At 61.5% G+C, this 25394-nt stretch carries 23 protein-coding genes; 11 read left to right on the forward strand and 12 right to left on the reverse strand.

The features are described 5' to 3' along the window. Window positions 1-77 precede the first annotated feature (77 nt). The 5 genes from pqqA to pqqE all read left to right on the forward strand — a co-directional run bounded on the left by pqqA (window position 78) and on the right by pqqE (window position 3294). Complete coding sequence (gene pqqA, locus NTD89_RS20430) at window positions 78-152, forward strand: pyrroloquinoline quinone precursor peptide PqqA (RefSeq protein ID WP_003194766.1); 75 nt, start codon at window positions 78-80, stop codon at window positions 150-152. 71 nt (window positions 153-223) lie between these two features. Then, the gene (gene pqqB / locus NTD89_RS20435) at window positions 224-1135 is read left to right on the forward strand and encodes a pyrroloquinoline quinone biosynthesis protein PqqB (RefSeq protein WP_106575537.1); all 912 of its coding nucleotides are present in this window, start codon (window positions 224-226) and stop codon (window positions 1133-1135) included. 11 nt (window positions 1136-1146) lie between these two features. Next, complete coding sequence (gene pqqC / locus NTD89_RS20440) at window positions 1147-1899, forward strand: pyrroloquinoline-quinone synthase PqqC (RefSeq protein WP_262209342.1); 753 nt, start codon at window positions 1147-1149, stop codon at window positions 1897-1899. Then, a complete protein-coding gene (pqqD, locus tag NTD89_RS20445; protein WP_017138041.1) occupies window positions 1896-2171 on the forward strand; it encodes a pyrroloquinoline quinone biosynthesis peptide chaperone PqqD in 276 nt (91 codons plus the stop codon). Before pqqC ends, pqqD begins: the two co-directional genes overlap by 4 nt. Further along, window positions 2143-3294: a pyrroloquinoline quinone biosynthesis protein PqqE gene (gene pqqE / locus NTD89_RS20450; RefSeq protein WP_106575539.1), complete on the forward strand. Its 1152-nt coding sequence runs from the start codon at window positions 2143-2145 to the stop codon at window positions 3292-3294. The genes pqqD and pqqE overlap by 29 nt, the downstream gene beginning before the upstream one ends. A 5-nt stretch (window positions 3295-3299) precedes the next feature. Here the strand turns inward: pqqE and NTD89_RS20455 are convergent, their stop codons facing one another. Together NTD89_RS20455 and NTD89_RS20460 are read right to left on the reverse strand one after the other, a co-directional pair. Continuing rightward, a complete protein-coding gene (locus NTD89_RS20455) occupies window positions 3300-3458 on the reverse strand; it encodes a YqaE/Pmp3 family membrane protein (RefSeq protein ID WP_010207008.1) in 159 nt (52 codons plus the stop codon). Between the two features lie 181 nt (window positions 3459-3639). After that, complete coding sequence (locus NTD89_RS20460) at window positions 3640-4902, reverse strand: aspartate aminotransferase family protein (RefSeq protein ID WP_262209346.1); 1263 nt, start codon at window positions 4900-4902, stop codon at window positions 3640-3642. 209 nt (window positions 4903-5111) lie between these two features. On the opposite strand from NTD89_RS20460, the gene NTD89_RS20465 reads away from it, so the two are divergent. After that, entirely contained in the window at window positions 5112-6011 is a 900-nt protein-coding gene (locus NTD89_RS20465) for a LysR family transcriptional regulator (protein WP_145157477.1), read from the forward strand. Between the two features lie 226 nt (window positions 6012-6237). On the opposite strand, the gene NTD89_RS20470 is transcribed toward NTD89_RS20465, so the two are convergent. From NTD89_RS20470 to NTD89_RS20480, 3 genes are all read right to left on the reverse strand, one after another. Further along, window positions 6238-8016: an acyl-CoA dehydrogenase C-terminal domain-containing protein gene (locus tag NTD89_RS20470; RefSeq protein WP_262209348.1), complete on the reverse strand. Its 1779-nt coding sequence runs from the start codon at window positions 8014-8016 to the stop codon at window positions 6238-6240. A gap of 259 nt (window positions 8017-8275) precedes the next feature. After that, the gene (locus tag NTD89_RS20475; RefSeq protein WP_262209350.1) at window positions 8276-10045 is read right to left on the reverse strand and encodes an acyl-CoA dehydrogenase C-terminal domain-containing protein; all 1770 of its coding nucleotides are present in this window, start codon (window positions 10043-10045) and stop codon (window positions 8276-8278) included. Between the two features lie 90 nt (window positions 10046-10135). After that, window positions 10136-11425, reverse strand: a complete 1290-nt coding sequence (locus NTD89_RS20480; RefSeq protein WP_262209351.1) for a sensor domain-containing diguanylate cyclase — start codon at window positions 11423-11425, stop codon at window positions 10136-10138. A 314-nt stretch (window positions 11426-11739) separates the two neighbouring features. On the opposite strand from NTD89_RS20480, the gene NTD89_RS20485 reads away from it, so the two are divergent. Next, window positions 11740-13335, forward strand: coding sequence for a hypothetical protein (locus NTD89_RS20485; RefSeq protein WP_262209353.1), 1596 nt, complete (start codon window positions 11740-11742; stop codon window positions 13333-13335). A gap of 76 nt (window positions 13336-13411) precedes the next feature. Here the strand turns inward: NTD89_RS20485 and NTD89_RS20490 are convergent, their stop codons facing one another. From NTD89_RS20490 to bioB, 7 genes are all read right to left on the reverse strand, one after another. Then, window positions 13412-15217 (reverse strand): phenylacyl-CoA dehydrogenase, encoded by a 1806-nt coding sequence (locus NTD89_RS20490; RefSeq protein WP_145157486.1) that lies wholly within the window; start codon window positions 15215-15217, stop codon window positions 13412-13414. A gap of 336 nt (window positions 15218-15553) precedes the next feature. Beyond that, complete coding sequence (locus NTD89_RS20495; protein WP_065871814.1) at window positions 15554-15835, reverse strand: pyrroloquinoline quinone biosynthesis protein PqqE; 282 nt, start codon at window positions 15833-15835, stop codon at window positions 15554-15556. 106 nt (window positions 15836-15941) lie between these two features. Further along, window positions 15942-16622 carry a dethiobiotin synthase gene (gene bioD, locus NTD89_RS20500; protein WP_106575548.1) on the reverse strand — a complete coding sequence of 227 codons (681 nt, stop codon included), beginning with the start codon at window positions 16620-16622 and terminating at the stop codon, window positions 15942-15944. Continuing rightward, complete coding sequence (gene bioC, locus NTD89_RS20505; protein WP_242200721.1) at window positions 16619-17431, reverse strand: malonyl-ACP O-methyltransferase BioC; 813 nt, start codon at window positions 17429-17431, stop codon at window positions 16619-16621. The genes bioD and bioC overlap by 4 nt, the downstream gene beginning before the upstream one ends. Next, on the reverse strand, window positions 17424-18155 hold the full coding sequence (locus tag NTD89_RS20510) for an alpha/beta fold hydrolase (protein ID WP_262209356.1): 732 nt from the start codon (window positions 18153-18155) through the stop codon (window positions 17424-17426). Before NTD89_RS20510 ends, bioC begins: the two co-directional genes overlap by 8 nt. After that, the gene (bioF, locus tag NTD89_RS20515) at window positions 18148-19329 is read right to left on the reverse strand and encodes an 8-amino-7-oxononanoate synthase (RefSeq protein ID WP_262209358.1); all 1182 of its coding nucleotides are present in this window, start codon (window positions 19327-19329) and stop codon (window positions 18148-18150) included. The genes NTD89_RS20510 and bioF overlap by 8 nt, the downstream gene beginning before the upstream one ends. Before the next feature lie 95 nt (window positions 19330-19424). Further along, window positions 19425-20480 carry a biotin synthase BioB gene (gene bioB, locus NTD89_RS20520; protein WP_242200713.1) on the reverse strand — a complete coding sequence of 352 codons (1056 nt, stop codon included), beginning with the start codon at window positions 20478-20480 and terminating at the stop codon, window positions 19425-19427. 92 nt (window positions 20481-20572) lie between these two features. On the opposite strand from bioB, the gene NTD89_RS20525 reads away from it, so the two are divergent. The 4 genes from NTD89_RS20525 to NTD89_RS20540 all read left to right on the forward strand — a co-directional run bounded on the left by NTD89_RS20525 (window position 20573) and on the right by NTD89_RS20540 (window position 25264). Continuing rightward, complete coding sequence (locus NTD89_RS20525; RefSeq protein ID WP_262209361.1) at window positions 20573-21310, forward strand: ComF family protein; 738 nt, start codon at window positions 20573-20575, stop codon at window positions 21308-21310. Window positions 21311-21367: 57 nt separating this feature from the next. Further along, window positions 21368-22132, forward strand: a complete 765-nt coding sequence (locus tag NTD89_RS20530; RefSeq protein WP_262209364.1) for a TOBE domain-containing protein — start codon at window positions 21368-21370, stop codon at window positions 22130-22132. An 80-nt stretch (window positions 22133-22212) separates the two neighbouring features. Continuing rightward, complete coding sequence (locus tag NTD89_RS20535; protein ID WP_262209365.1) at window positions 22213-24111, forward strand: PhoX family protein; 1899 nt, start codon at window positions 22213-22215, stop codon at window positions 24109-24111. A 178-nt stretch (window positions 24112-24289) separates the two neighbouring features. Then, window positions 24290-25264: a serine/threonine protein kinase gene (locus tag NTD89_RS20540; RefSeq protein WP_106575556.1), complete on the forward strand. Its 975-nt coding sequence runs from the start codon at window positions 24290-24292 to the stop codon at window positions 25262-25264. Window positions 25265-25394: the final 130 nt, after the last annotated feature.

A 25394-nucleotide genomic window follows, 5' to 3' on the forward strand; every position in this document is an offset into this window, starting at 1 on the left:
ACCTCTGAACATCTCCGATTGGAGGTGGACTATATGTATGAGTAGTGAACGTCCCATCCCTTCGTAGGAGTATGAATATGACCTGGTCCAAGCCTGCTTACACTGATCTGCGTATCGGTTTCGAAGTCACCATGTACTTCGCCAGCCGTTGATTGGCTGAGTAATACAACGCCTCGGTTCGCCCGGGGCGTTTTTGTTTTGAGCTTTGCGTGATGGAGCAATCATGTTTGTCCAGATTCTAGGTTCCGCCGCCGGCGGTGGCTTCCCGCAGTGGAACTGCAACTGCGTGAACTGCGCAGGTTTTCGTGACGGCAGCCTGCGGGCCCAGGCGCGCACTCAGTCGTCCATCGCGATTTCCGACGATGGCGTGAATTGGGTACTGTGCAACGCTTCGCCGGATATCCGCGCGCAACTGCAAGGCTTCGCCCCGATGCAACCCGGCCGTGCGCTGCGCGATACCGGTATCAGCGCGATCATCCTGATGGACAGCCAGATCGACCACACCACCGGCCTGTTGAGCCTGCGCGAAGGCTGCCCGCACCAGGTGTGGTGCACCGACATGGTCCATGAAGATTTGAGTACCGGTTTCCCGCTGTTCACCATGCTCACGCACTGGAACGGCGGCCTGGCCTGGAACCGCATCGAGCTGGACGCCAGCTTCACCATCCCGGCCTGCCCCAACCTGCGTTTCACGCCGCTGCCATTGCGCAGCGCAGCGCCGCCCTACTCGCCACACCGCTTCGACCCGCACCCAGGCGACAACATCGGCCTGATCGTCGAAGACCTGCGCACCGGCGGCAAACTGTTTTACGCCCCTGGGCTGGGCAAGGTCGATGCGCCGTTGCTGGAGATCATGGCCGGCAGCGATTGCCTGCTGGTGGATGGCACGATGTGGGACGACGATGAGATGCAGCGCCGTGGCGTCGGCACCCGCACCGGTCGCGAGATGGGCCACCTGGCTCAGAACGGCCCCGGCGGCATGCTCGAAGTGCTGGAGCAGTTGCCCGAGCAGCGCAAGGTGCTGATCCACATCAACAACACCAACCCGATCCTCGATGAAGACTCCCCCGAACGGGCCGAGCTGGCACGGCGTAATGTTGAAGTGGCTTACGACGGCATGAGCATTGAATTGTAGGAGCAGACCACATGACTGACACACCACTGACGCCCGCCGAGGTCGAGCATGCCTTGCGGGCCAAGGGCGCGTTTTACCATATCCATCACCCGTACCACGTGGCGATGTATGAAGGCCGCGCTACCCGCGAGCAGATCCAGGGTTGGGTCGCCAACCGTTTCTACTATCAGGTGAATATCCCGCTGAAAGACGCCGCGATCCTGGCCAATTGCCCGGACCGCGAGATCCGCCGCGAGTGGATCCAGCGCCTGCTCGACCACGACGGCGCTCCCGGTGAAGACGGCGGTATTGAAGCCTGGTTGCGTCTGGGCCAGGCCGTTGGTCTGGACCCGGACCAGCTGCGGTCTCAGGAACTGGTGCTGCCCGGCGTGCGTTTTGCCGTGGATGCCTACGTCAACTTTGCCCGCCGTGCCAGTTGGCAAGAAGCCGCCAGCAGCTCGCTGACCGAGCTGTTCGCGCCGCAGATCCACCAGTCGCGCCTCGACAGCTGGCCGCAGCACTATCCGTGGATCGACCCGGCCGGCTATGAGTATTTCCGTACCCGCCTGGGCCAGGCCCGACGCGATGTGGAACACGGCTTGGCGATCACGTTGCAGCACTACACCACTCGCGAAGGTCAGGAGCGCATGCTGGAAATTCTCCAGTTCAAACTCGACATCTTGTGGAGCATGCTGGATGCCATGAGCATGGCCTATGAACTGAATCGCCCGCCATATCACAGCGTGACTGATCAGCGTGTATGGCATAAAGGGATCACCCTATGAGCTTTGATCGCAGCAGAACACCGACCTGGCGCCAGGGCTATCGCTACCAGTACGAGCCCGCGCAAAAAGGCCACGTATTGCTCTACCCCGAAGGCATGATCAAGCTCAACGACAGCGCCGCATTGATTGGTGGTCTGATCGATGGCGAACGCGACGTGGCTGCCATCATCGCCGAGCTGGATAAACAATTCCCCGGCGTACCTGAACTCGGTCAAGACATCGAGGATTTCATGGAGGTCGCCCGTGCTGAGCACTGGATCGAACTTGCCTGAAAAGCCACCCGTTGGCCTGCCGCTGTGGCTGCTCGCCGAGCTGACATACCGTTGCCCGCTGCAGTGCCCGTACTGCTCAAACCCGCTGGATTTCGCCGAGCAGGGCAAGGAGCTGAGCACCGAGCAATGGATCAAAGTGTTTCGCGAAGCGCGGGAAATGGGCGCCGCGCAACTGGGGTTTTCCGGCGGTGAACCGCTGGTACGCCAGGACCTTGCCGAACTGATCGCCGAGGCGCGCAAGCTGGGCTTTTACACCAACCTGATCACCTCCGGCATCGGCCTCACCGAGCAAAAAATCAGCGACTTCAAGAAAGCTGGCCTGGACCACATCCAGATCAGCTTCCAGGCCAGCGACGAGCAGGTGAACAACCTGCTGGCCGGCTCGAAAAAAGCCTTCGCGCAAAAGCTGGAAATGGCTCGCGCGGTAAAGGCGCATGGCTATCCGATGGTGCTGAACTTCGTCACGCATCGGCACAATATCGACAAAATCGACCGCATTATCGAGCTGTGCATCGCACTGGAAGCAGACTTCGTCGAGCTCGCTACCTGCCAGTTCTACGGTTGGGCGCAGCTCAATCGTGTGGGGTTGTTGCCGACCAAAGAACAGCTGGTGCGCGCCGAACGCATCACCAACGAATACCGCGCCAAACTCGAAGCCGAAGGCCACCCGTGCAAGCTGATCTTCGTTACACCGGACTACTACGAAGAACGCCCAAAAGCCTGCATGAACGGCTGGGGCAGTATTTTTCTGACCGTAACACCGGACGGCACTGCCCTGCCCTGCCACGGTGCCCGACAGATGCCGGTGCAATTTCCCAACGTGCGCGACCACAGCATGCAGCACATCTGGTACGACTCGTTTGGCTTCAACCGCTTTCGCGGCTACGACTGGATGCCCGAGCCGTGCCGTTCATGCGATGAAAAGGAAAAGGACTTCGGCGGCTGCCGCTGCCAGGCGTTCATGCTCACGGGCGACGCGAGCAACGCCGACCCGGTGTGCAGCAAGTCCGAGCAGCACGGCATCATCCTGCAAGCGCGGGAAGAAGCCGAACACGCCACCCAGACCATCGAGCAATTGGCCTTTCGCAACGAGCGCAACTCGCGGCTCATTGCAAAAGGCTGACAGTTTTAGCGTTTGGCGATGATGTACACGGCGTGAATGATGCCCGGGAAGTAACCGCACAGGGTCAGCAGGATGTTCAGCCAGAACGCGCCGGCGAAACCCACTTGCAGGAACACACCCAGTGGCGGCAGCAGAATGGCGATGATGATGCGAATGATGTCCATGGGTCAGCTCCAAATAATCGGCTCGTGTGAGCCGTGTAGCTAATCGACCTTGGGCACTCGTAAGGGTTCAGTGGGTTCTGGCACTGGGCCACCTTGAAGTGCGCAGACAAAAAAACGCCCCCAGCCAAAAGAATCAGGCTGAGGGCGCCGCGTAGGCCGCGAGACGGTTCTGGAATGTGGGTTAAACGGCGATGCCCTTGCGGCATTGCAACTGCGCGGTGCGCACTCGGGAGAAGGCGCGAGCCAGGCGCAAAAGCATTTCGTCGATATTGCTTTTGCTGACCGTCAAGGCTGGGGTGAAGCGCAGGCCGTTGGGTTGCGCGGCATTAAGGATCAAACCTTCGTGCAGTGCTGCTTTTACGACGGCATCTGCAGAATCATCCGACAATGTCAGGCCCCACATCAGGCCATGGCCGCGCAATTGGCCGTGATCGTAGCGATAAGCCAGGCGGGCGAGGCCTTCGCCAAGGTAAAGGCCGGACTCGCGCACCTGCTCCAGAAAGCCCTGCTCCAGTACCGTTTTTAGTACCGCCTCCCCGGCCGCTGCCATCAACGCGTTGCCATGGTGGGTGCCATCCAGCTCGCCCAGCTCGAAGCAACAGGCCTTGCCACGCGCCAGCAGGGCCGCCAACGGCACGCCGCCGCCCAGGCCTTTGCCAAGGGTGATGATGTCGGCGCGCACGCCGTACTGTTGTTCGACGAGCAAGGTGCCGCAGCGGCCGATGCCGGTGTGCACTTCATCAAGAATCAGCAGGATGCCCAGCTCGCGGCACAGGCGTTCAACACCTTTCAGGTAGTGCTCGGTGGCGGGGATCACGCCGGCTGCGCCCTGAATCGGCTCCAGCATGATGGCCACCGTCTGTGCATCGACCGCCGCGTGCAACGCAGGCAGATCGTTGAAAGGCACATGGCTGAAGCCCGGCAATTGCGGTTCAAAACGGTTGCCGCCCGCCCCGGTCGAAGCCGCCATGGCCGCGAAACTACGGCCATGGCAACCGTTGCTGGCGCTGATGATGTGGTACGCGCCGCCGCGGTGCTGTTGGCCCCATTTGCGCGCCAGCTTGATCGCAGCTTCGCAGGCTTCAGCGCCGCTATTAAGCAGGTATCCCTGATCACTGCGCGTGTGATGGCACAACCGGTCGACGAGGTTCAGTTGGGGGCGATTGTGCAAGCCATTGCCGGGGTTGATCAGCGCCTGAGTCTGATCGGCGAGGGCCTTGATCAGCACCTGCGGGCTGTGGCCCAGGCTGTTGGCGGCGCTGCCCTGACTGAAATCAAGGTATGCACGGTTGTCGCTGTCCCAGAGCCAGGAGCCCTGGCCGCGCACGAAGACCTGCGCAGGCCTTGCGACGGTGGGCATCAGCGAATCGCTGGGCAGATCCTCGTGCGGCGCGTCGAGGATCAGATCGTCCAGGCTCGGCGCAGGGCGACGAAACAGATTCACACCTCACCCCCAATGGCAACCTGACCTTGGTCGCAATCCTGTGCAAAGACTGCCTCGAGGTTTTTTGTCTTGCCTATGTAAATGCCATCAACATAAACGCTATTCATTGCCAGATCCGGCCCTGTAAGCCTTGCGAATAGGCGCTAGACTAGGCGTCTCGGGGCCCACCGGCCATTTCGATTTTCCAGCTTTTTCGATAAGTAAGCCTTATGGATTTCAAGCAACTGCGTTATTTCGTCGCGGTGTATGAGGAAGGCCACGTGGGCCGCGCTGCGGAGCGTCTGTCGATCTCCCAACCGGCCCTGTCGCAACAGATTCGCCAGCTGGAACAGAACCTGGACGTGAGCCTGTTCGAGCGCAGCAGCAAGCGCCTGCTGCCGACGCTGGCCGCGCATACCTTGTACAACCACGCATTGCCGCTGATCGACGGTATGCAACAGGCCGTCGAAGCCCTGCGCAACTTCAAGGGCCAGGCCATGCGCACGCTGGCCATCGGCGTGCTGCAAACGGTGCACACCAGCCTGGTCCCGCAAATGCTTGAGCGCGTGCGCAAGGCCCAACCGCATCTGGTGGTGCAGATCTACGAATTGACCGGCCTGGAGATTGAACGGCGCTTGCTCAACGGCTCGCTGGACATCGGCATCAGCTACCTGCCGCCGCGCCAGCCGGGGCTGCACGGCGTGCTGTTGTATGAAGACGAATTAAAGGTCGTGATCCCGGAAGACCACCCCTTGCGCGAATTCAAGAAGGTCTCGCTGAAACAGGCGGCCGAATTACCGATGTTGCTACTGGGAGAGGAGTTTCAGGTGCGGCAGATCTGGCAGGGCCAGCTCGCCAACCTCGGGCGCCGGCCACAGGTACAGGCCGAACTGAATACCATGGTCGGCATTCTCGACAGCCTGCCCCATACCAAGCTGGCCACGGTACTGCCCGGGCGCTCCCAGGATGAGCACAACAGCAAGGCGCTGCTGTGGAAACCCTTGAGCGAACCCCGGGTGGCGCTGAAAGTGGGCTTGGTGTGCCGCGATGTACAGCGCCAGCAAGCAACGGTGGCGTTATTGCGCACGCTGCTGGAAGACGTAATGAATGCCCCGCAGGCGCCTGCCTGACTTTTTCGCGGGCAAAAGAAAACCCCGCCGAAGCGGGGTTTTGCAGACTGTTTCCCTGACATCCATTTCACTCCGCCGTCCTGGCAGAATCCTACGTGTCCGTGTTGTTGCTTTGCGCTTCCTGCGCGACGTCCATGTGAAGTAGATTATCCGTGGATCCAATTTGGCGATAGAGGACGAATAGCAGCACGTCATGTAAGAGAATGCTTACACGCCCTCCAAGCCCTTAGAACAGTGCCTCATCCAGCAAAAACAGCGATTCGCTACCAGCTTTTACCGACGCACTCAGCGAATGGATACGTGGCAGCAGGCGCGCAAAGTAGAAACGCGCCGTGCCCAGCTTGCTCGCGTAGAAGTCTTCCTCAGACTCTTTGCCCCACGCGGCCTTCGCCATGCGGGCCCACATGTAGGCGTACGCCATGTAGCCAAAGGCGTGCAGGTATTCCACCGACGCTGCACCGATTTCATTCGGGTTGGTCTTGGCGCGGTCCAGCACCCAGGCGGTCAACTCATCCAGGTTATCCACCGCCGCGCTCAGCGGACGGGTGAATTCAGCCAGTTGGGCGTCCGCTGTGGCAATGAACTGACGGATCTCGTCGGCGAACAGGGTATAGAACGCGCCGTTGCTGCCGACAATCTTGCGCCCCATCAAGTCCAGCGCCTGAATGCCGTTGGTGCCTTCGTAAATCTGCGTGATGCGCACATCACGCACCAGTTGCTCCTGACCCCACTCGCGAATGTAGCCGTGGCCGCCAAACACTTGCTGGCCGAGCACGGTGGTTTCCAGGCCCAGATCGCTGAGGAACGCCTTGGCGACGGGCGTCAGCAGTGCCACCAGATTGTCCGCACGCTCACGGGCGGCGGCATCCTCGCTGAACTTGGCGATGTCCAATTGCGTTGCCACGTACGTGGAGAACGCGCGACCGCCTTCATTCGCAGCCTTCATGGTCAGCAGCATGCGGCGCACGTCCGGATGCACGATGATCGGGTCGGCCACTTTGTCTTTAGCCTGGGCGCCGGTCGGTGCGCGGCTTTGCAGGCGATCACGCGCATATTCAATCGCGTTCTGATAGGAGCGCTCGCCGGAGGCCAGGCCCTGGATACCCACCCCCAGACGCTCGTAGTTCATCATGGTGAACATCGCCGCCAACCCACGGTTGGGCTCGCCCACCAAGTAACCCACGGCTTCGTCGAAGTTCATCACGCAGGTCGCAGACGCCTGAATGCCCATCTTGTGTTCGATCGAGCCACAGCTCACCGGGTTACGCGCGCCCAGGCTGCCGTCGGCATTGACCATGAACTTGGGCACCAGAAACAGCGAGATACCTTTCGGACCGGCCGGCGCATCCGGCAGCTTGGCGAGCACCAGATGGATGATGTTTTCGGTGAGGTCGTGTTCGCCGCCGGTGATAAAGATCTTGGTGCCGCTGATCGTGTAGGAACCGTCCGCCTGCGGCTCAGCCTTGGTGCGGATAATCCCCAGATCAGTACCCGCGTGCGCTTCAGTCAGGCACATGGAGCCGGCCCATTCGCCGGAATACATCTTCGGCAAGTAGATGGCCTTGAGTGCTTCACTGGCGTGGGTGTTGATCGACACGCAGGCGCCAGAGGTGAGCATCGGGTACAGGCCGAACGCCAGGCTCGACGAGTTGATCATTTCCTCAACCTGGGCCGACACCGCCTTGGGCATGCCCATGCCGCCAAAGACAGGGTCGCCGCCTACACCCACCCAGCCACCTTCGGCGTAGGTTTTGTAGGCCTGGGGGAAACCATCCGGTGTGCTGACCACGGTATCGGCCCAACGGCAGCCTTGCTCGTCGCCATTGCGGCTCAGCGGTGCGATGGATTTGGCGGTGACCTTGCCGGCTTCCTCAAGGATCGCCTCGACGGTTTCGGCATCCACGGTGTCTGCCAATGCCGGCAATTGGGCCCAAGTGGTGGCGACCTCAAAGACTTCGTTGAGGACGAAGCGCATATCACGCAGCGGCGCTTTGTAATCAGCCATGGCAAACCTCGTGAGAACGTGAAAAGTAAGTCGGTAGGATCGGTTTTACAGGCTCCGAGTGTACCCGAACAACTTTTCAGACACATAGGGTCCGTTCGTGACTATTAAGTACTTATAAGTCACACACAGATCTAATGTAGAGCTGGCTTGCCTGCGATGGCATCACCGCAGCTTCACTGACCTACCGAGGTGACTGCATCGCAGGCAAGCCAGCTCCCACACAAGCCCGCACACAGTTACCCGCAGAAGCATCAGCCGCCTACAGGGCAAACAACTCAGCAGGCAAGCTCATCAGGCACTCGCTGCCCGCCTCCACCGCGGCCCGGTGCGTGGCCGTACGCGGCAGCAAACGCTTGAAGTAGAAGTCGCAGGTCGAAAGCTTTGCCTGGGCAAACTCGGCGTCGTCCTGCGCTTGAGCCGCGATGGCCATCCGCAACCACAGGTAGGCGAGGATGATGTACCCGCTGTACATCAAGTAATCCACCGCCGCTGCACCGACTTCATCCGGGTTTTTCATGGCGGCCATGCCAACCTTCATTGTCAGCTCGCCCCATTGCTGGTTCAGTTGATCGAGTTGCGCCACGTGAGCCTTGAGCTGCGGGTGTTCGGCATTTGCCGCGCAGAATTTATGCACGATTTTGGTAAAACCACGCAGCAGCTTGCCTTGGCTGCCGAGCACCTTGCGCCCCAGCAGGTCGAGCGCCTGGATGCCATTGGTGCCTTCATAGATCGGCGCGATCCGCGCATCGCGTGCCAACTGTTCCATGCCCCATTCACGAATATAACCGTGGCCGCCGAATACCTGCATGCCGTGGTTGGTCACCTCCAGGCCCGTGTCGGTCATAAAGGCTTTGCAGATCGGCGTGAGGAACGCCAACAGGTCTTCAGCCTCCTGGCGCTGACCCGCGTCGTTGCTCAGGTGCGCGGTGTCGAGCAATTGCGCGGTGAAATACGTCAGCGCGCGGTTGCCTTCGTTGAAGGCTTTCATGGTCAGCAGCATGCGGCGTACATCAGCGTGCACGATGATGGGGTCGGCGGCCTTTTCCGGGGCCTTGGCGCCGGTCAGCGAGCGCATTTGCAGGCGGTCGTTGGCGTATTTGATTGCGCCCTGGAAGCTCGCCTCGCCATTGCACAGGCCCTGCATGCCGGTCCCCAGCCGTGCGTGGTTCATCATGGTGAACATGCAGTTGAGGCCTTTATTCGCCTCGCCAATCAGGAACCCCTTGGCACCGTCGAAATTGAGCACGCACGTGGCCGAGGCCTTGATGCCCATCTTGTGCTCGATGGAGCCGCAGTGCACCGCGTTGCGCTCACCCGAATCGGCATGGAACTTGGGCACGATAAACAGCGAGATACCTTTGGTGCCCGCCGGCGCATCCGGCAGTTTGGCCAGCACCAAGTGGATGATGTTCGCACTCAGGTCATGCTCGCCGGCCGAGATGAAGATCTTGCTGCCGGTGACCGCGTAACTGCCGTCGGCCTGGGGCACGGCACGGGTCTTGATCAACCCCAGGTCGGTGCCGCAGTGGGCTTCGGTCAGGCACATGGTGCCGGTCCATTCGCCGGCGGTGAGTTTGGTCAGGTAGGTGTCTTTCTGCTCCTCGGTGCCGTGGGCGTGGATCGCCGACATGGCGCCATGGGTCAGCCCCGGGTACATGCCCCAGGACGTGTTGCTGGAACCGATCATTTCGCTCAACACCAGCCCCAACGAGTGCGGCAGGCCTTGCCCACCGTAGGCTGGGTCCGCTGCCACGCCATGCCAGCCGCCTTCCATGTACTGGGCGAAAGCTTGCTTGAAGCCCTTGGGCGTGGTGACCACGCCGTTGTCGAAATGGCAGCCTTCCTCATCGCCGCTGCGATTAAGCGGCGCAAGCACGTTTTCGCAGAATTTAGCGCCTTCTTCGAGGATCGCACTGACCATGTCCGGGCTGGCGTCTGTGGCGCCGAGGGCCGCGTAGTGACCGTGAAAATCAAACACGTTGTCGATCAGAAAGCGCATGTCGCGCAGAGGAGCTTTGTAGTCAGGCATGGCGATGTCTCCGGCAGCAGATGGTTTCAACCTACTGCCGGCCACCGCCGCAAACAATCACTGTAGAACCGCTGAATACACCGCCATCACTCAACCGGCAGCACTCGCCATACGCACCGCGCCACGCCGGGTTTGCCCGGCCGCGACCACGCAGTTACGTCCGGCGCCCTTGGCGGCATAAAGCGCCTGGTCGGCGGATTTGAGCACTTCTTCCGGAGTGCGCTGTTCGGCCTGGCGTTCGGCCACACCGATGCTGACGGTTACCGACACGCTCGACGCGCCGCTGCCCGCGCGGCGTTGGCGGCCCTGCTGGTCGTCATGAGGGCGATCGGGGTTGCGCAGCTTGATGTCGTAGTGGGCGATGATCTCGCGAATTTCTTCGAGGTACGGCATGCACTCATCCAGCGTCTTGCCGGCGAAGACCACCGCAAACTCCTCGCCGCCGTAACGGTAGGCACGCCCGCCGCCATTGACCTTGGAGAGCTTGCTGGCGACCAGGCGCAATACCTGGTCGCCGACATCATGGCCGTGGGTGTCGTTGAAACGCTTGAAGTGATCGACGTCACTCATCGCCAGCACGTAGTTGCGCCCAAGGCGCTGCATGCGTTCGTTGAGCGCGCGGCGGCCCGGCAAGCCGGTCAGCTCGTCACGGAAGGCCATTTGATACGCCTCATGTGCCACGCCCGCAGCGATCATCAGCATCACCTGGCTGCACATGATGTTCAGGGTGAACGGCAGGATGAAGGTCTGCGGCAACATCCAGAACAACCCGAGCAAGCCAACCAGTTGCGCGGCATGCAACGGGCGCGGCTGATACCAGTACTGCGCCGCCAGGGTGACAAATCCAATCAGGAACATCGGGTACGACAGCTGGATCAAGCTCATCCAGCTGCCGTGCAAAGCCGGCCAGCGAATCTCTGCCAGCCAGCTCAACAGCGCTTGCGGGAAGCTTTGCTCAAGCGCCAGCGCCACGCTGCCGACGGCGAAGAGCACGGCGCAACGGGCCACGAAGTCGCGAAACAGGTGGGTTTTTTCCTGCCACAGCGCGTAGATGCTGAACAGCAGCGGCAGCAACAGGCAGCACAGATGGAACACCACCGCCGCGTCTTCCCGGACTCGGCCATTGTCGCGGTAGTAGTCGGTCTGGGTGTCCAGCAGGAAATAAACGACGTACACCGTGATCATCAGGAACAGTTCACGCTGGCGCCGATACACCGCGCAATACGAACCGCCGAGCAGCAGCACCAAGGTCGGCAGCACGTTGAACAGCGAGGTGAAGAACACATTGAGGTCCTTCACGTACGCAGCCGATAGCCCCGCCAGCAGTAACAGCAGTGAAGGTAGGAAATGACTGAAACGTACAGCGGACGCGCGTGACAAGGGTAAAGCTCCGACCCACTCAAAAAGATGGCACAGTGCCTTCACTGATCACAGTTAAGCACATTCAATGTGATGCGTATCACATTGCCATCACTTTAACGGCCGCTCGGCCTAATCCCTGAGCGCCACGCTGCGTTTTTTTATAGGTCATTGCGCAAAAAACAGGCGGATGCAATGCGCAGGCCATCCCGTACTGTCAGTTATGACAGTAGTCGCCGGCAGGATTGGCATGTTTACTTGCGCGTACCACTCAATACCGCCCAGCGAGTATTCGGGACAGGGAGTGTCCCTTAAACACGATGGGAGTGACCCTCATGGAAACCTTGGTATCCGAACTGGTGAGCACCAGCTCTCAGTTCCTGATTCGTAACGCCATACCCTCGCTGCCGCCCTTGATTGTGGTGGATGCTCTGCCCGGAACCGGCGGCATGGTGCCTCTGACGGCGGCTGAACGTGACCTGCGAATCCAGATTCCAGCGTTGCCGCAACCGGGGCCTGCCGGGGCCCAGCCCATTATCCGGGTGTATGCCGAGCTGCCCCCGCCGAATGAACACCAAGTCATCGCTTACCTCCAGTTGCCGTCTTACCCCACAGCAGACATTGAAATGCCAGTGCCGCGCCGCTTCGTGGGCAGTGAGGGCGATTATCTGCTGACCTACATCCTGGAAGCCGGTGACAACGTTCTGCGCGCCACCGCCAGCACCCCGCTGCGGGTGCATAAAACGCCACCTTTTGGTTACCTGACCATCACACCGCCAGCCCCGCTGCTGCCACTGAATCTGGCAACTGCGACGATTACCGATGAGTATCTGGCCAGCAATGACCCGGTCGTGTTCCGGATTCCCGAGCACACAGAGATCAACGCCCAGGTTGCGCTGAGGGTCATTCCCTACTACGGCATTACCGACCGGCACATGCAGTTTCCTTTCGCACCTCCGGGCCCTGTTACCTTGCCCGACTATCCGGCCCCGCGCCTGATTTCAGTACCGGCCTCCGTGATTCGCGAGCGCGGCAACGGCCTCATGCAACTGACCTACCGCTTCCTGGACCGGCTAGGCAACCGCTCACGTGATTCGTTGATTCTGGAACTCAGGGTCGCGCTGCAATTGACCCCTTCAAACATTGCCGCTCCGCGCGTGACACAGGCGATTGCGCCCGACAACACGGTGACTCAGGCCGATATCGACCTGAGCGGGCTAGGCGGGATGGAGGTTTGGCTGGACAGTGTCACCAATTTGCAGATCAACGACGCTGTGGCCGTTGTCGTGGGCACGAATACCGTCTTGGCGCCGCCTGTGGTTTACGTGGGCCAACCACTGCCGCTGCGCCTTGTGATCACGACGGCGCAATTACTGGCCATCCTTCCGGGCGCCGCCAGCAACAACACGCCCGCCCAGATAAAATTCCGCATCACCAGGGGGACCACCTTCGTGGAGGGACCTACCAGAAATCTCATCTTGAACTTCTCGCCGTTGATGACGCTGGCGCAGCCGCAGGTGCTCAACCTTATCGGCGGCAATCTCACTTGCGCCTCGCCGCAGCCGTCGAGCCTGACCTTTCTAAACCGGTCTATCGGCGTATTTATCCCGCCCTCTGCGCTCCTGCGTGCCAACACGGCGGGGACATTGACGTGCGTAATGAGCCGTCAGGATGACGGTTCGAACCCCATTACGCCCCCACTGACTGTCCCGATTGTGTGGGCTGCCGCGGCTTCCACCACCGGGCAAACCGTGTACCTGCAGTATTCGGCCACCATGCGGGTGATCGGCAGGGGCGTCATGTACCTCAGCTACACGACGCAGAATGCCGCCGGGCAATTGCTTCAGTCGCCACCGACGGACATTCCAGTCAGGGGCGTTTTGCCGGGCAACACCTACTGCGACGGCGCGCCTTATATCCCGACACCTTAAGCGCCGCGTTGCTGGCCCCCACAAAAAAGCCGCCGCTCCCGAAAGAGCGGCGGCTTTTTCATGAACCCGCCGAGGCTTAGTAGCCCAGGTCGAAGTTCTCTTCTTTCATGTCCATCAGGTTGTTGGCGCCCGACAGCATGGTTGCAACGTGGGTGCGGGTACGCGGCAGAATGCGCTGGAAGTAGAAGCGCGCAGTCTGCAGCTTGGCGGTGTAGAAGGCCTCTTCGCTGGTGCCGGCAGCCAGTTTCTCGGCAGCCAGGCGCGCCATGTCGGCCCAGAAGTAAGCCAGGCACGCGTAACCGGAGTACATCAGGTAATCCACCGACGCGGCACCGACTTCTTCACGGTCTTTCATCGCGGCCATGCCGACCTTCATGGTCAACTCGCCCCATTCCTTGTTCAGTGCAGCCAGCGGTGCGACGAATTCCTTCACGGCTTCGTTGCCTTCGTTGGCCTGGCAGAACTTGTGCACGATCTTGGTGAAGCCCTTGAGCGCTTCGCCTTGAGTCATCAGCACTTTACGGCCGAGCAGGTCCAGCGCCTGGATACCGGTGGTGCCTTCGTACAGCATCGAAATGCGGCTGTCGCGAACGTTCTGCTCCATGCCCCACTCGGCAATGAAGCCGTGGCCGCCGTAGATTTGCACGCCGTGGTTGGCGGCTTCAAAACCGACTTCGGTCATGAACGCCTTGGCGATCGGGGTCATGAATGCCAGCAGGGCATCGGCCTGCTTCTTCGCTTCGTCGTCGGTGCCGTATTTGACGATGTCCACTTGCTTGGCGGTGAAGTACACCATCGCACGGTTGCCTTCGGCGAAGGCTTTCATGGTCAGCAGCATGCGGCGCACGTCAGGGTGCACGATGATCGGGTCAGCGGCTTTGTCCGGCGCTTTCGGGCCGGTCAGCGAACGCATTTGCAGGCGATCGCGGGCGTATTTCAGGCCACCCTGGAAACCGATTTCGGCGTGGGACAGGCCTTGCAGCGCAGTACCCAGGCGAGCGGTGTTCATAAAGGTGAACATGCAGTTCAGGCCTTTGTTCGCCGGGCCGATCAGGAAACCGGTGGCCGCGTCGAAGTTCATCACGCAGGTGGCGTTGCCGTGAATACCCATCTTGTGTTCCAGGGAACCACAGGACACCGCGTTGCGCTGGCCAATCGAGCCGTCTGCGTTTGGCAGGAATTTGGGCACGATAAACAGCGAAATGCCTTTGGTGCCAGCCGGTGCGTCCGGCAGGCGGGCCAGCACGATGTGGACGATGTTGTCGGCCATGTCGTGTTCACCGGCCGAGATGAAGATCTTGGTGCCGGAGACTTTGTAGGAACCGTCGGCCTGAGGCTCAGCCTTGGTGCGCAACATGCCCAGGTCGGTACCGCAATGGGGTTCGGTCAGGCACATGGTGCCGGTCCACTCGCCCGAGACCAGTTTGGTCAGGTAGGCATTTTGCTGCTCTGGGGTGCCGTGCTCGGAGATGGTGTTCATCGCACCGTGCGACAGGCCCGGGTACATGCCCCACGACCAGTTGGCAGTGCCAACCATTTCGCTGACTGCAAGGCCCAGGGACTCCGGCAGGCCTTGGCCGCCGTGCTCCACGTCGTGGGCCAGGCTTGGCCAGCCGCCTTCAACGAATTGTTTGTAGGCTTCTTTGAAACCCGTCGGGGTCTTAACGCCTGACTCGCTCCAGGTACAGCCTTCGATGTCGCCCACGCGGTTCAACGGTGCCAGCACTTGCTCACAGAACTTGGCGCCTTCTTCGAGGATGGCGTCAACCATGTCCGGGGTAGCGTCCTGGCAAGCCGGCAGGCTCTGATAGTGCGCTTCATAACCGAGCAGTTCGTCACGAACGAAGCGAATATCACGCAAGGGGGCCTTGTAGTCAGGCATAGCGATAAACCTCTGCTGATGTATCTGGGATGAACAACCGCGTGGATGCGTCGTGGCGGTCAAACAGGTGTTTGAAACATACGTTTACGACCTGGGGTTGTCAAGCATCGTCCCGCTGCCATTTGTCATGACGCGGATCAACATCAGGCACGGCAAGGCCTGCGGCAAGGCGCCACATGATTGAGCGGTGTAAAAGTCAGTCAGACGAAGCAGGGCCAATGTGGAAGCGGGCTTGCCTGCGATACAGGCGCCGCGGTGTACCAAGGGGACCGAGTAGAAGCTGTCGCAGGCAAGCCAGCTCTCACACAAGAGCCGGCATACCTGGAAAGAGAGGGGTTAAGCGTAGGTATCGATCAGCGTGCCCAGCATTTCATCCGAAGCCTTGGCGACTTTGACGCCCAGCTCCACTTGAAACTTGCCTTGAGCCATTTCAACCATGTTGCTCGCCGAGTTGGATGGCTGAGCACGGTCGTTGGCTTGTAGACGGTCGCTTTGTGCGTCCGATGGCTGGGTGGTCGCGGCGCTGGCAATCTTGCCGGCGGCCTGGTCGACGCGGTTCTGCCCGGCCTGAATCGTGCTCAGCCCCGAATAAAACGCGCTGCTTCCAGAGATTTCCATGGCGTAAGCCTGCCTTTAGAGAATCGTGAACCTGAATTGAAGCAGACATCCCGGCAAAACGCCCGTCAAAAACACTAATGGCATAATGCCTTAGCGATAGCCAAAATCAGTCAAGCAGGTCCAGTTCCAGGTATTCGGCGACGGCTTCGGCGCTGGCCTGCTTGAGTTTTGGCACGCGCCCAAGGCAAGGCGCAGGTAACCGCTCAGCCAGGGTGGCGAGGTTCTCTTCCAGACGAGAGGTCTTGGGGTCGATGATATTCGCCACCCAGCCTGCCAACGGCAAACCGTCTCGCGCTATGGCTTCCGCAGTGAGCAACGCATGGCTGATACAGCCCAGACGCACGCCCACCACCAGGATCACCGGCAGCTTGAGCGCCTTGGCCAGGTCCGACAGGTTGTCCTGATCGGCCAAGGGCACCCGCCAGCCACCCGCGCCTTCAATCAAAGTGAAATCCGCCTGCCGCGCCAGAATCTGCTGCATCGGTTTCAACAGCGATTGCACCGTCAGCGCCACGCCCGCCTCCCGCGCCGCCAGGTGCGGTGCAATCGCGGGCTCGAACGCCACCGGGTTGACCTCGGCATAGCTCAACGGCAACGAACACTCAGCCAACAGCGCCAAGGCATCGGCATTGCGTAATCCTTTGGGGGTGACCTGGCAGCCCGAAGCCACGGGCTTGCCAGCGGCGGTGCTTTTACCCGCGAGCCTTGCGGCGTGCAGCAGGCCGGCGGCGATGGTGGTCTTGCCGACATCGGTGTCGGTGCCGGTGATGAAGTAAGCGGCGCTCATAGAGGTTTCTCCAGTACGGCATACACCACTTGGTAGGTGGCGGGCAGGCCTTGGGCCTGACGGAACTGCTCGTAAGCGCCCACCAGTGCAACAATCCTCGCGCGCCCCGTCAACCCTCCCGGGCGGCCCGGGTTCAGGTTATGCGCGCCCAATGCTTTGAGTTCATGGGTCAGGCTGCGCACATCCGGGTAATGCAGCACGTGCGGCCGGCGCTCCAGGCTCACCACCCGCAAGCCGCTGGCGGCGCACAGCTGTTGATAAGCCTCAAAAGTGCGGAAGCGATTGACGTGCACCAGGCCATCCGCGGCCCGCCAGCTTTCGCGCAGCTCACTCAGCGTGCCCACGCACAAGCTGGCAAACGCCAACACCCCGCCGGGTTGCAGCACGCGATAAGCCTCGCGGAGCACGGCGTCAAAATTTGCACACCACTGCACCGCCAGGCTGGAGAAGATCAGCCCGCAACTGTTGCCCTGCAACGGCAGGCGTTCAGCATCACCGGCAATAAAGTGCTCGGCGCCGCCCAATGGCCGCGCGTGGTTGAGCATGCCTTCGGCAATATCCACCGCCACGCCCTGGCTGGCGGGCAATCGCTCGCCCAGCACGCGGCTGAAAAAACCGGTGCCCGAGCCCAGGTCCAGCCAGCGTTGCGGCGCGGCGCCCGTCGGCAGGCGAGCCAACAGCTCGTAACCCACTGCGCGCTGCAACGCGGCCACGCTGTCGTAACTGGCGGCGGCGCGGGAGAAAGACGCCGCCACCTGGCGCTTGTCCGGCAAGGCGCCCGGCAGTGTTGGGTGGGATAAATCAGTCATCAACGCACTCGTGCAAAAAAGCCTGGATGGCCCCCGCTACACCGTGAGGGTCTTCCAGAAGAAAAGCGTGACCGGCCTGTTCAATCAGGCCGACTTCTACATCGGGGAGCAGCGTCAGCAAGTCGCCAGCCGCTTGGGCGGGCACCAGACCATCCAAACCGGCGAACAGATGCAACTGTGGGCCGCGATAGCCGAGCAAGGCTTCGCGGGTATCTAGTTGAGCCAGCAACTCAAGGCCGGTCATCAATTCGCTGGAAGGCGTATTCGGCGCGCCGCTGACCAACAAACGCGAGAGCCCGCGCGGGTCTTGCGCACCCTTGGCACACAGCAGGCCGAAGCGTTTGAGGGTGACCTGGGAGTCGGCATGGCAGCCGGCGAGAAACGCATCGAACGTCTCAGCCGGCATCGCGCTGGGCCAGCCGGCATGGGCGACAAAACACGGATTGCTCGCCAACGTCAGCAAGCCGCAGCAACGTTCGCCGCGGCGCGCCGCCAGCTCCGACGCGAGCATGCCGCCCAGGGACCAACCACCCAGCCAGGCGTTGTCGGGCAGCGTGGCGTCGAGTTCGTCGAGCCATTCACCCAAGTCACTCGATTGCAGCGTCGGCAATGGCTCGATCTGCACCTGCAGGTGTTCGTCGAGGCCGCGCAAGGCTGCGGCCAAGGGCTCCAGTGGCGATACGCCAAGGCCCCAGCCGGGCAGCACTATCAGTCGATCACGCATGGTCGGGCTCCATGGCGCCTAACAAGCGGAAACACTCTTCCAATGCGTTTAACAATAGCTGCACCTGCGCCGCGCTGTGGGCCGCCGTCAACGTCACGCGCAAACGCGCGCCGCCGGCAGGCACGGTGGGTGGGCGGATCGCGGTGACCATCAGGCCGCGCTCGCGCAGCAGCTGCGACAGGCGCACGGCGCGGGCACTGTCGCCAATCAGGATCGGCTGGATCGGCGTGAAGCTGTCCATCAAGTCCAGGCCAAGCTGTTCGGCGCCCTGACGGAACTGGCGGATCAGGCCATTGAGATGCTCGCGTCGCCAATGCTCGGTGCGCAGCAGCTCTAGGCTTTTCAAGGTTGCGCAGGCCAACGCCGGCGGTTGGCTGGTGGTGTAGATGTAAGGCCGGGCGAACTGGATCAGGCTTTCGATCAGCTCTTCGCTGCCCGCCACAAACGCTCCGGCGGTGCCAAAGGCTTTGCCCAGCGTGCCGACCAGCACCGGCACATCCTCCTGGCTCAAGCCGAAATGCTCGACGATCCCGCCGCCAGTGGCACCCAGCGGGCCGAAGCCGTGAGCATCATCCACCATCAACCAGGCGCCTTTGGCCTTGGTTTCACGGGCCAGCGCGGGCAGGTCGGCCAGATCGCCGTCCATGCTGAAAACGCCGTCGGTGACCACCAGCGTGTTGCCGGTAGCCTTCTCCAACCGCTTGGCCAGGCTGGCGGCGTCGTTGTGCAAGTAGCGGTTGAACCGCGCACCGCTGAGCAAGCCGGCATCCAGCAATGAGGCATGGTTGAGACGGTCTTGCAGCACCGTGTCGCCCTGCCCCACCAGCGCCGTGACGGCGCCGAGGTTGGCCATGTAGCCGGTGGTGAACAGCAACGCGCGCGGGCGCGCGGTCAGGTCGGCCAGGGCTTCTTCCAGTTCATGGTGCGGTGTGGCATGGCCAACCACCAAGTGGGACGCGCCACCGCCCACGCCCCAACGGGACGCACCGGCGCGCCAGGCTTCGATCACGTGCGGGTGATTGGCCAGGCCTAGGTAATCGTTGTTGCAGAACGCCAGCAACGGTTGGCCGTCCACCACGACTTCAGGGCCTTGCGGGCTCTGGAGCAAAGGGCGTTGACGGTAAAGGTGTTCGGCACGACGGGCAGCGAGACGCGCGGCGAGATCAAAAGACATGCAGGCCTCGATTAGCGGGTGAACTCGGTCAAAAATGTGGGAGCGGGCTTGCTCGCTCCCACATTTGGAATGCATTCCAAATAGGGGGATCGGCGTCAAACCGCGGCGTTATAGAACTGCTCGCTGCTCTTGTGCTCCACCAGCGCCTGCTCGATCGCCGCCTGATGCACTTCATCGGCATGCTCTTCACGGGCTTCCGGCAGGATGCCCAGGCGCGCAAACAGCTGCATGTCCTTGTCAGCCTGCGGGTTGGCGGTGGTCAGCAGCTTGTCGCCGTAGAAGATAGAGTTGGCGCCGGCGAAGAACGCCAGGGCCTGCATCTGCTCGTTCATGGCTTCGCGGCCGGCCGACAGGCGCACGTGCGACTGCGGCATCAGGATGCGCGCCACGGCGAGCATGCGGATGAAGTCGAACGGGTCGATGTCATCGGCGTTTTCCAGCGGCGTACCGGCCACCTTCACCAGCATGTTGATCGGCACCGACTCCGGATGCTCCGGCAGGTTGGCCAGCTGGATCAGCAGGTTGGCGCGGTCGTCGAGCGACTCGCCCATGCCGAGGATGCCACCCGAGCAGATCTTCATGCCCGAATCGCGCACATAGGCCAGGGTTTGCAGGCGCTCGCTGTAAGTGCGCGTGGTGATGATCGAACCGTAGAACTCAGGCGAGGTGTCGAGGTTGTGGTTGTAGTAGTCGAGGCCGGCCTGGGCCAGGGCCTCGGTCTGGTCCTGGTCGAGACGGCCGAGCGTCATGCAGGTTTCCAGGCCCATGGCCTTCACGCCTTTGACCATTTCGAGCACGTACGGCATGTCCTTGGCCGACGGGTGTTTCCACGCGGCGCCCATGCAGAAGCGGGTCGAACCAATAGCCTTGGCGCGGGCAGCCTCTTCGAGGACCTTCTGCACTTCCATGAGCTTTTCTTTTTCCAGGCCAGTGTTGTAGTGGCCCGACTGCGGACAATATTTGCAATCTTCCGGGCAGGCACCGGTTTTGATCGACAGCAACGTCGACACCTGCACGCGGTTGGCGTCGAAATGCGCGCGGTGCACGGTCTGCGCCTGGAACAACAGGTCATTGAAAGGCTGCACAAACAGCGCTTTGACTTCGGCTAAGGACCAATCGTGACGCAGGGTGGCAGTGGTGCTGGCGCTCATGGGCGATTCCTTGATTATGCTTGGGCTTTCGCTGCGGGAAGGGCAATACCCACAGTCACGACACGGATGCTCGGCATATTTAAGGAAGATTCATGCACTGTCAACCAGGATACAAACGCGAGGTTTACATCTGGCTAAAAAACAACCAGACCTGTTTAATTTGCGATGAAGCCACAGAATCGGCCGATTGTGTGTGCAACGTCTGCGAAACAGAGCTGCCATGGTTGCTGGCGCAATGCGAGGTGTGCGCCTTGCCGCTGCCAACCAGCGGTTTGATCTGCGGCCAATGCCTGAAAAACCCGCCTGCGTTTAAACACGTCGTCGCACCGTGGTCTTTCAGCTTTCCGGTCGACACCCTGATCAGCCGCTTCAAGCACCAGTCACGCTGGCCCCTCGGCCACCTGCTCGCGCGCCTGCTGGGGCATCACCTGCAACACCGTTTTGACAACGCCGAACTCGAGCGCCCCGACTGCCTGCTGCCCGTGCCCCTGGCGCGTAAACGCCTGCGCGAACGCGGCTTCAACCAGGCGCTGATGCTGTCACGCTGGCTGAGTGAACAGCTTGATATCCCGCACGATGACCACCTGTTGTTACGCCCCCATGAAACCGTCGCGCAACAAGCCCTCGACGCCAAAACCCGCAAACGCAACCTGCTCGCCGCGTTTGCACTGGCCCCCGACGCTCAGGTGCAAGGCCGCCACCTGGCGCTGGTCGACGACGTACTGACCACCGGCGCCACCGCCCACAGCCTGGCGCGGTTGTTGATGGACGCGGGGGCGCGGCAAGTCGATGTGTACTGCCTGGCACGCACACCTAAACCCGGGGCATGACTTGACTCGCGTGCGCCACGCCTGCAACGTCCGCTGACCTTATAGAAGCGTATCCACATGTCTCTGCCGACCTCGCTCAGCCAACACATCATCCGCCGCCCCCAGCGCATCGCCTTGCTGGCGCACATCGCCGAGCAAGGCTCGATCACCCGTGCGGCCAAAAGCGCCGGTTTGAGTTACAAGGCCGCATGGGATGCCATCGACGAGCTGAACAATCTGGCGCAAAAACCGCTGGTGGAACGCAGCATCGGCGGCAAAGGCGGCGGCGGCGCCAGGCTGACGGCCGAGGGTGAGCGCGTGCTGCGCCTTTACCAGCGTTTGCAGGTGTTGCAGGCCCAGGTGCTGGGCTCGGATGAAGACGCGAGCGACTTCAACCTGCTCGGCCGGCTGATGCTGCGCACCAGCGCGCGCAACCAATTGCACGGCCGGGTCATCGCGGTTGAAAGCCATGGCCGCAATGACATGATCCGCCTGCGACTGTCGGGCGACTTGAGCCTGAGCGCGCAGATCACCCACGACAGCACGCAGCGCCTGGAACTGGAGGCCGGCGTGGAAGTGGTCGCCTTGATCAAGGCCGGCTGGCTGGAGTTGCTCGGCCTGGAGCAGGCAGCAACACCTGGACACAATTGCATGAGCGGCGTGATCGAGACGATTCTCGACGCCGAAGATGGCCCCAGCGAGGTGCGTATCACCCTGCCCAACGGCCAGGTTTTATGCGCCCTGGCGCAGCCCGCCGCGCTCAAGGCACTGAAAGCCGCCGAGGGCCAGCCAATTCAGGTGCAGTTCTCGCCCAGCAACGTGTTGCTCGGCACGCCGGTGTAGCGCGAGGAACTACTTCAAACTGCAACAATTTCGTCACGCGCGCTCCTTAAGGTGTCTGCAAAAACCGCAGGGAGCCTGAAATGAGCCTATTAGAAGACAACCAAGCCACCGACCTCGAACAGATGGTCGGCCTCACCCGCCGCCGTTTCATCGGCGCGGGGGCCTTGTGCGGCGCCGCGATGTTCCTCGGCGGCAACCTGCTGAGCCGCAGCGCCCTGGCTGTCAACGCCGCGTCCAGCAGCCCGTTGCTGGGCTTCCCCAGCATCGCCGCCGACACCCGCGACGCCATCAGCCTGCCACCCGGCTACAGTGCTTCGGTGCTGATCAGCTGGGGCCAGCCATTGCACAAAAACGCGCCGGCGTTCGACCCCTCTGGCAACGGCACCGCCAAGGCCCAGGAGCAACAGTTCGGTGACAACAACGACGGGATGAGCCTGTTCGCCTTCCCCGGTGACAACAACCGAGCGCTGATGGCGATCAACAACGAATACACCAATTACCGTTACCTCTATGCCCACGGCGGCGCGCCGCAATCGGCCGAAGACGTGCACAAGGCTCAGGCCAGTGAAGGCGTGTCGGTGATCGAAGTGCGGCGCACGGGCGACACCTGGCAGTTCGTGCAGGACTCGCGCTACAACCGGCGCATCCACGGCAACTCGCCGATCCGCCTGAGCGGTCCGGCGGCCGGCCACGACTGGCTGAAAACCCGCGCCGACAAAACCGGTAAAAAAGTCTTCGGCACCTTCCAGAACTGCGCCAACGGCAAGACCCCGTGGGGCACCTATCTGACGTGCGAAGAGAACTTCACCGACTGCTTTGGCAGCAGCAACCCACAACAGGCCTTCGACGCCGGGCAAAAACGCTATGGCGTGGTGGCAGCCAGCAAAGAGATCAACTGGCATCAACACGACCCGCGTTTCGACATGGCCAAGAACCCCAATGAACTCAACCGCCATGGCTGGGTAGTGGAAATCGACCCATTCGACCCGCAATCCACGCCGACCAAACGCACCGCCCTGGGCCGCTTCAAGCACGAAAATGCCGCCCTGGCTGAAACCCGCGATGGCCGCGCCGTGGTGTACATGGGTGATGACGAGCGCGGCGAGTTTATCTACAAGTTCGTCAGCCGCGACAAGATCAACCACAAGAACCCCAAGGCCAACAAAGACCTGCTCGACCACGGCACCTTGTATGTGGCGATCTTCGACGCAGGCGATGGCAACGCCGACCACCCCAGGGGCACCGGCCAATGGGTCGAACTCACCCATGGCAAAAACGGCATCGACGCCAGCACCGGATTCGCCAGCCAGGCCGAAGTGCTGATCCACGCGCGCCTGGCCGCCAGCGTGGTCAAGGCCACGCGCATGGACCGCCCGGAATGGATCGTGGTCAGCCCCACCGACGGCCAGGTCTATTGCACCCTCACCAACAACGCCAAACGTGGTGAGGAAGGTCAGCCGGTAGGCGGCCCGAACCCGCGTGAGAAAAATGTCTACGGCCAGATCCTGCGCTGGAAAGCCGATGCCGATAATCATGGCTCCAACACGTTTTCCTGGGACCTGTTTGTAGTGGCCGGCAACCCCGGTGTGCATGCCGGCACGCCGAAGGGCGGCTCGTCCAATATCAACCCGCAAAACATGTTCAACAGCCCGGACGGCCTGGGCTTCGACAAGGCCGGGCGCCTGTGGATTCTCACCGATGGCGACTACAGCAACGCGGGTGACTTCGCCGGCATGGGCAACAACCAGATGCTGTGCGCCGACCCGAGCACCGGGGAAATCCGCCGGTTCATGGTCGGGCCAGTGGCGTGCGAGGTGACGGGAATTAGCTTTTCGCCGGATCAGAAGACGCTGTTTGTGGGCATTCAGCACCCGGGCGAAACCGGTGGGTCGACCTGGCCGGAGCATCTGCCGAACGGCAAACCGCGTTCGTCGGTGATGGCGATTCGGCGCGATGATGGTGGGATTGTCGGCGCCTGATAGGCCCAATCGGGGGCAAGCCCCCTCCCACACTTGACCGCGTTCCTACAGGTTAAACGCGGTCTGCTGTGGGAGGGGACTTGCCCCCGATGAGGCCAGTACAGACACCACCTATCTATCGCCGTGTGCGTTACCATACCGGGCCGGACGCGGCGCCCTGCTGCGCGCAGGAGTTCGCATGGCCCATCCGTTTGAAACACTCACCCCCGACCTGGTTCTCGACGCTGTCGAAAGTATCGGCTTCCTCAGCGATGCTCGCATTCTGGCGCTCAACAGCTACGAAAACCGCGTCTACCAAGTGGGTATCGAGGACTCTGAACCGCTGATCGCCAAGTTCTATCGGCCGCAGCGCTGGACCAACGAAGCGATCCTTGAAGAACACCGTTTCACCTTCGAACTGGCCGAGTGCGAAGTACCGGTGGTCGCCCCGTTGATCCACAACGGCGAAAGCCTGTTCGAACACGCGGGTTTCCGCTTCACCCTGTTTCCGCGCCGCGGTGGCCGTGCGCCAGAGCCGGGCAATCTTGATCAGCTGTATCGCCTGGGTCAGCTGCTTGGCCGTTTGCACGCCGTCGGCTCAACCCGCCCGTTCGAACACCGTGAGGCGTTGGGGGTGAAGAACTTCGGTCACGACTCCCTCACAACCTTGCTGGAAGGCAACTTCATTCCGAAAAGCCTGCTGCCAGCCTACGAGTCCGTGGCCCGCGACCTGCTCAAGCGCGTGGAAGAGGTCTACAAAGCCACGCCGCACAAGAACATCCGCATGCACGGCGACTGCCACCCCGGCAACATGATGTGCCGCGACGAGATGTTCCATATCGTCGACCTGGATGACTGCCGCATGGGCCCGGCCGTACAGGATTTGTGGATGATGCTCGCCGGCGACCGTCAGGAATGCCTGGGCCAGCTATCGGAATTGATGGACGGCTATCAGGAGTTTCACGACTTCGACCCACGCGAACTGGCCTTGATCGAGCCCCTGCGCGCCTTGCGCCTGATGCACTACAGCGCCTGGCTGGCGCGGCGCTGGGATGACCCGGCGTTCCCTCACAGCTTCCCGTGGTTCGGCAGCGAACGCTATTGGGGCGACCAGGTGTTGGCGTTGCGTGAACAACTGTCGGCGCTCAATGAAGAACCGCTGAAACTGTTCTGACCCTGCCGCTACGCCTTGTGGGGGCTGGCTTGTCGGGTCGCGGCATCGCTGCGATGCAGGCACCTCGGTGTATCAGTCACGTTGAGGTGATGCCATCGCAGGCAAGCCAGCTCCCACAGAAAAGCAGCGC

It is taken from the genome of Pseudomonas sp. 14P_5.3_Bac1, assembly GCF_025466135.1.
GTDB lineage: Bacteria > Pseudomonadota > Gammaproteobacteria > Pseudomonadales > Pseudomonadaceae > Aquipseudomonas.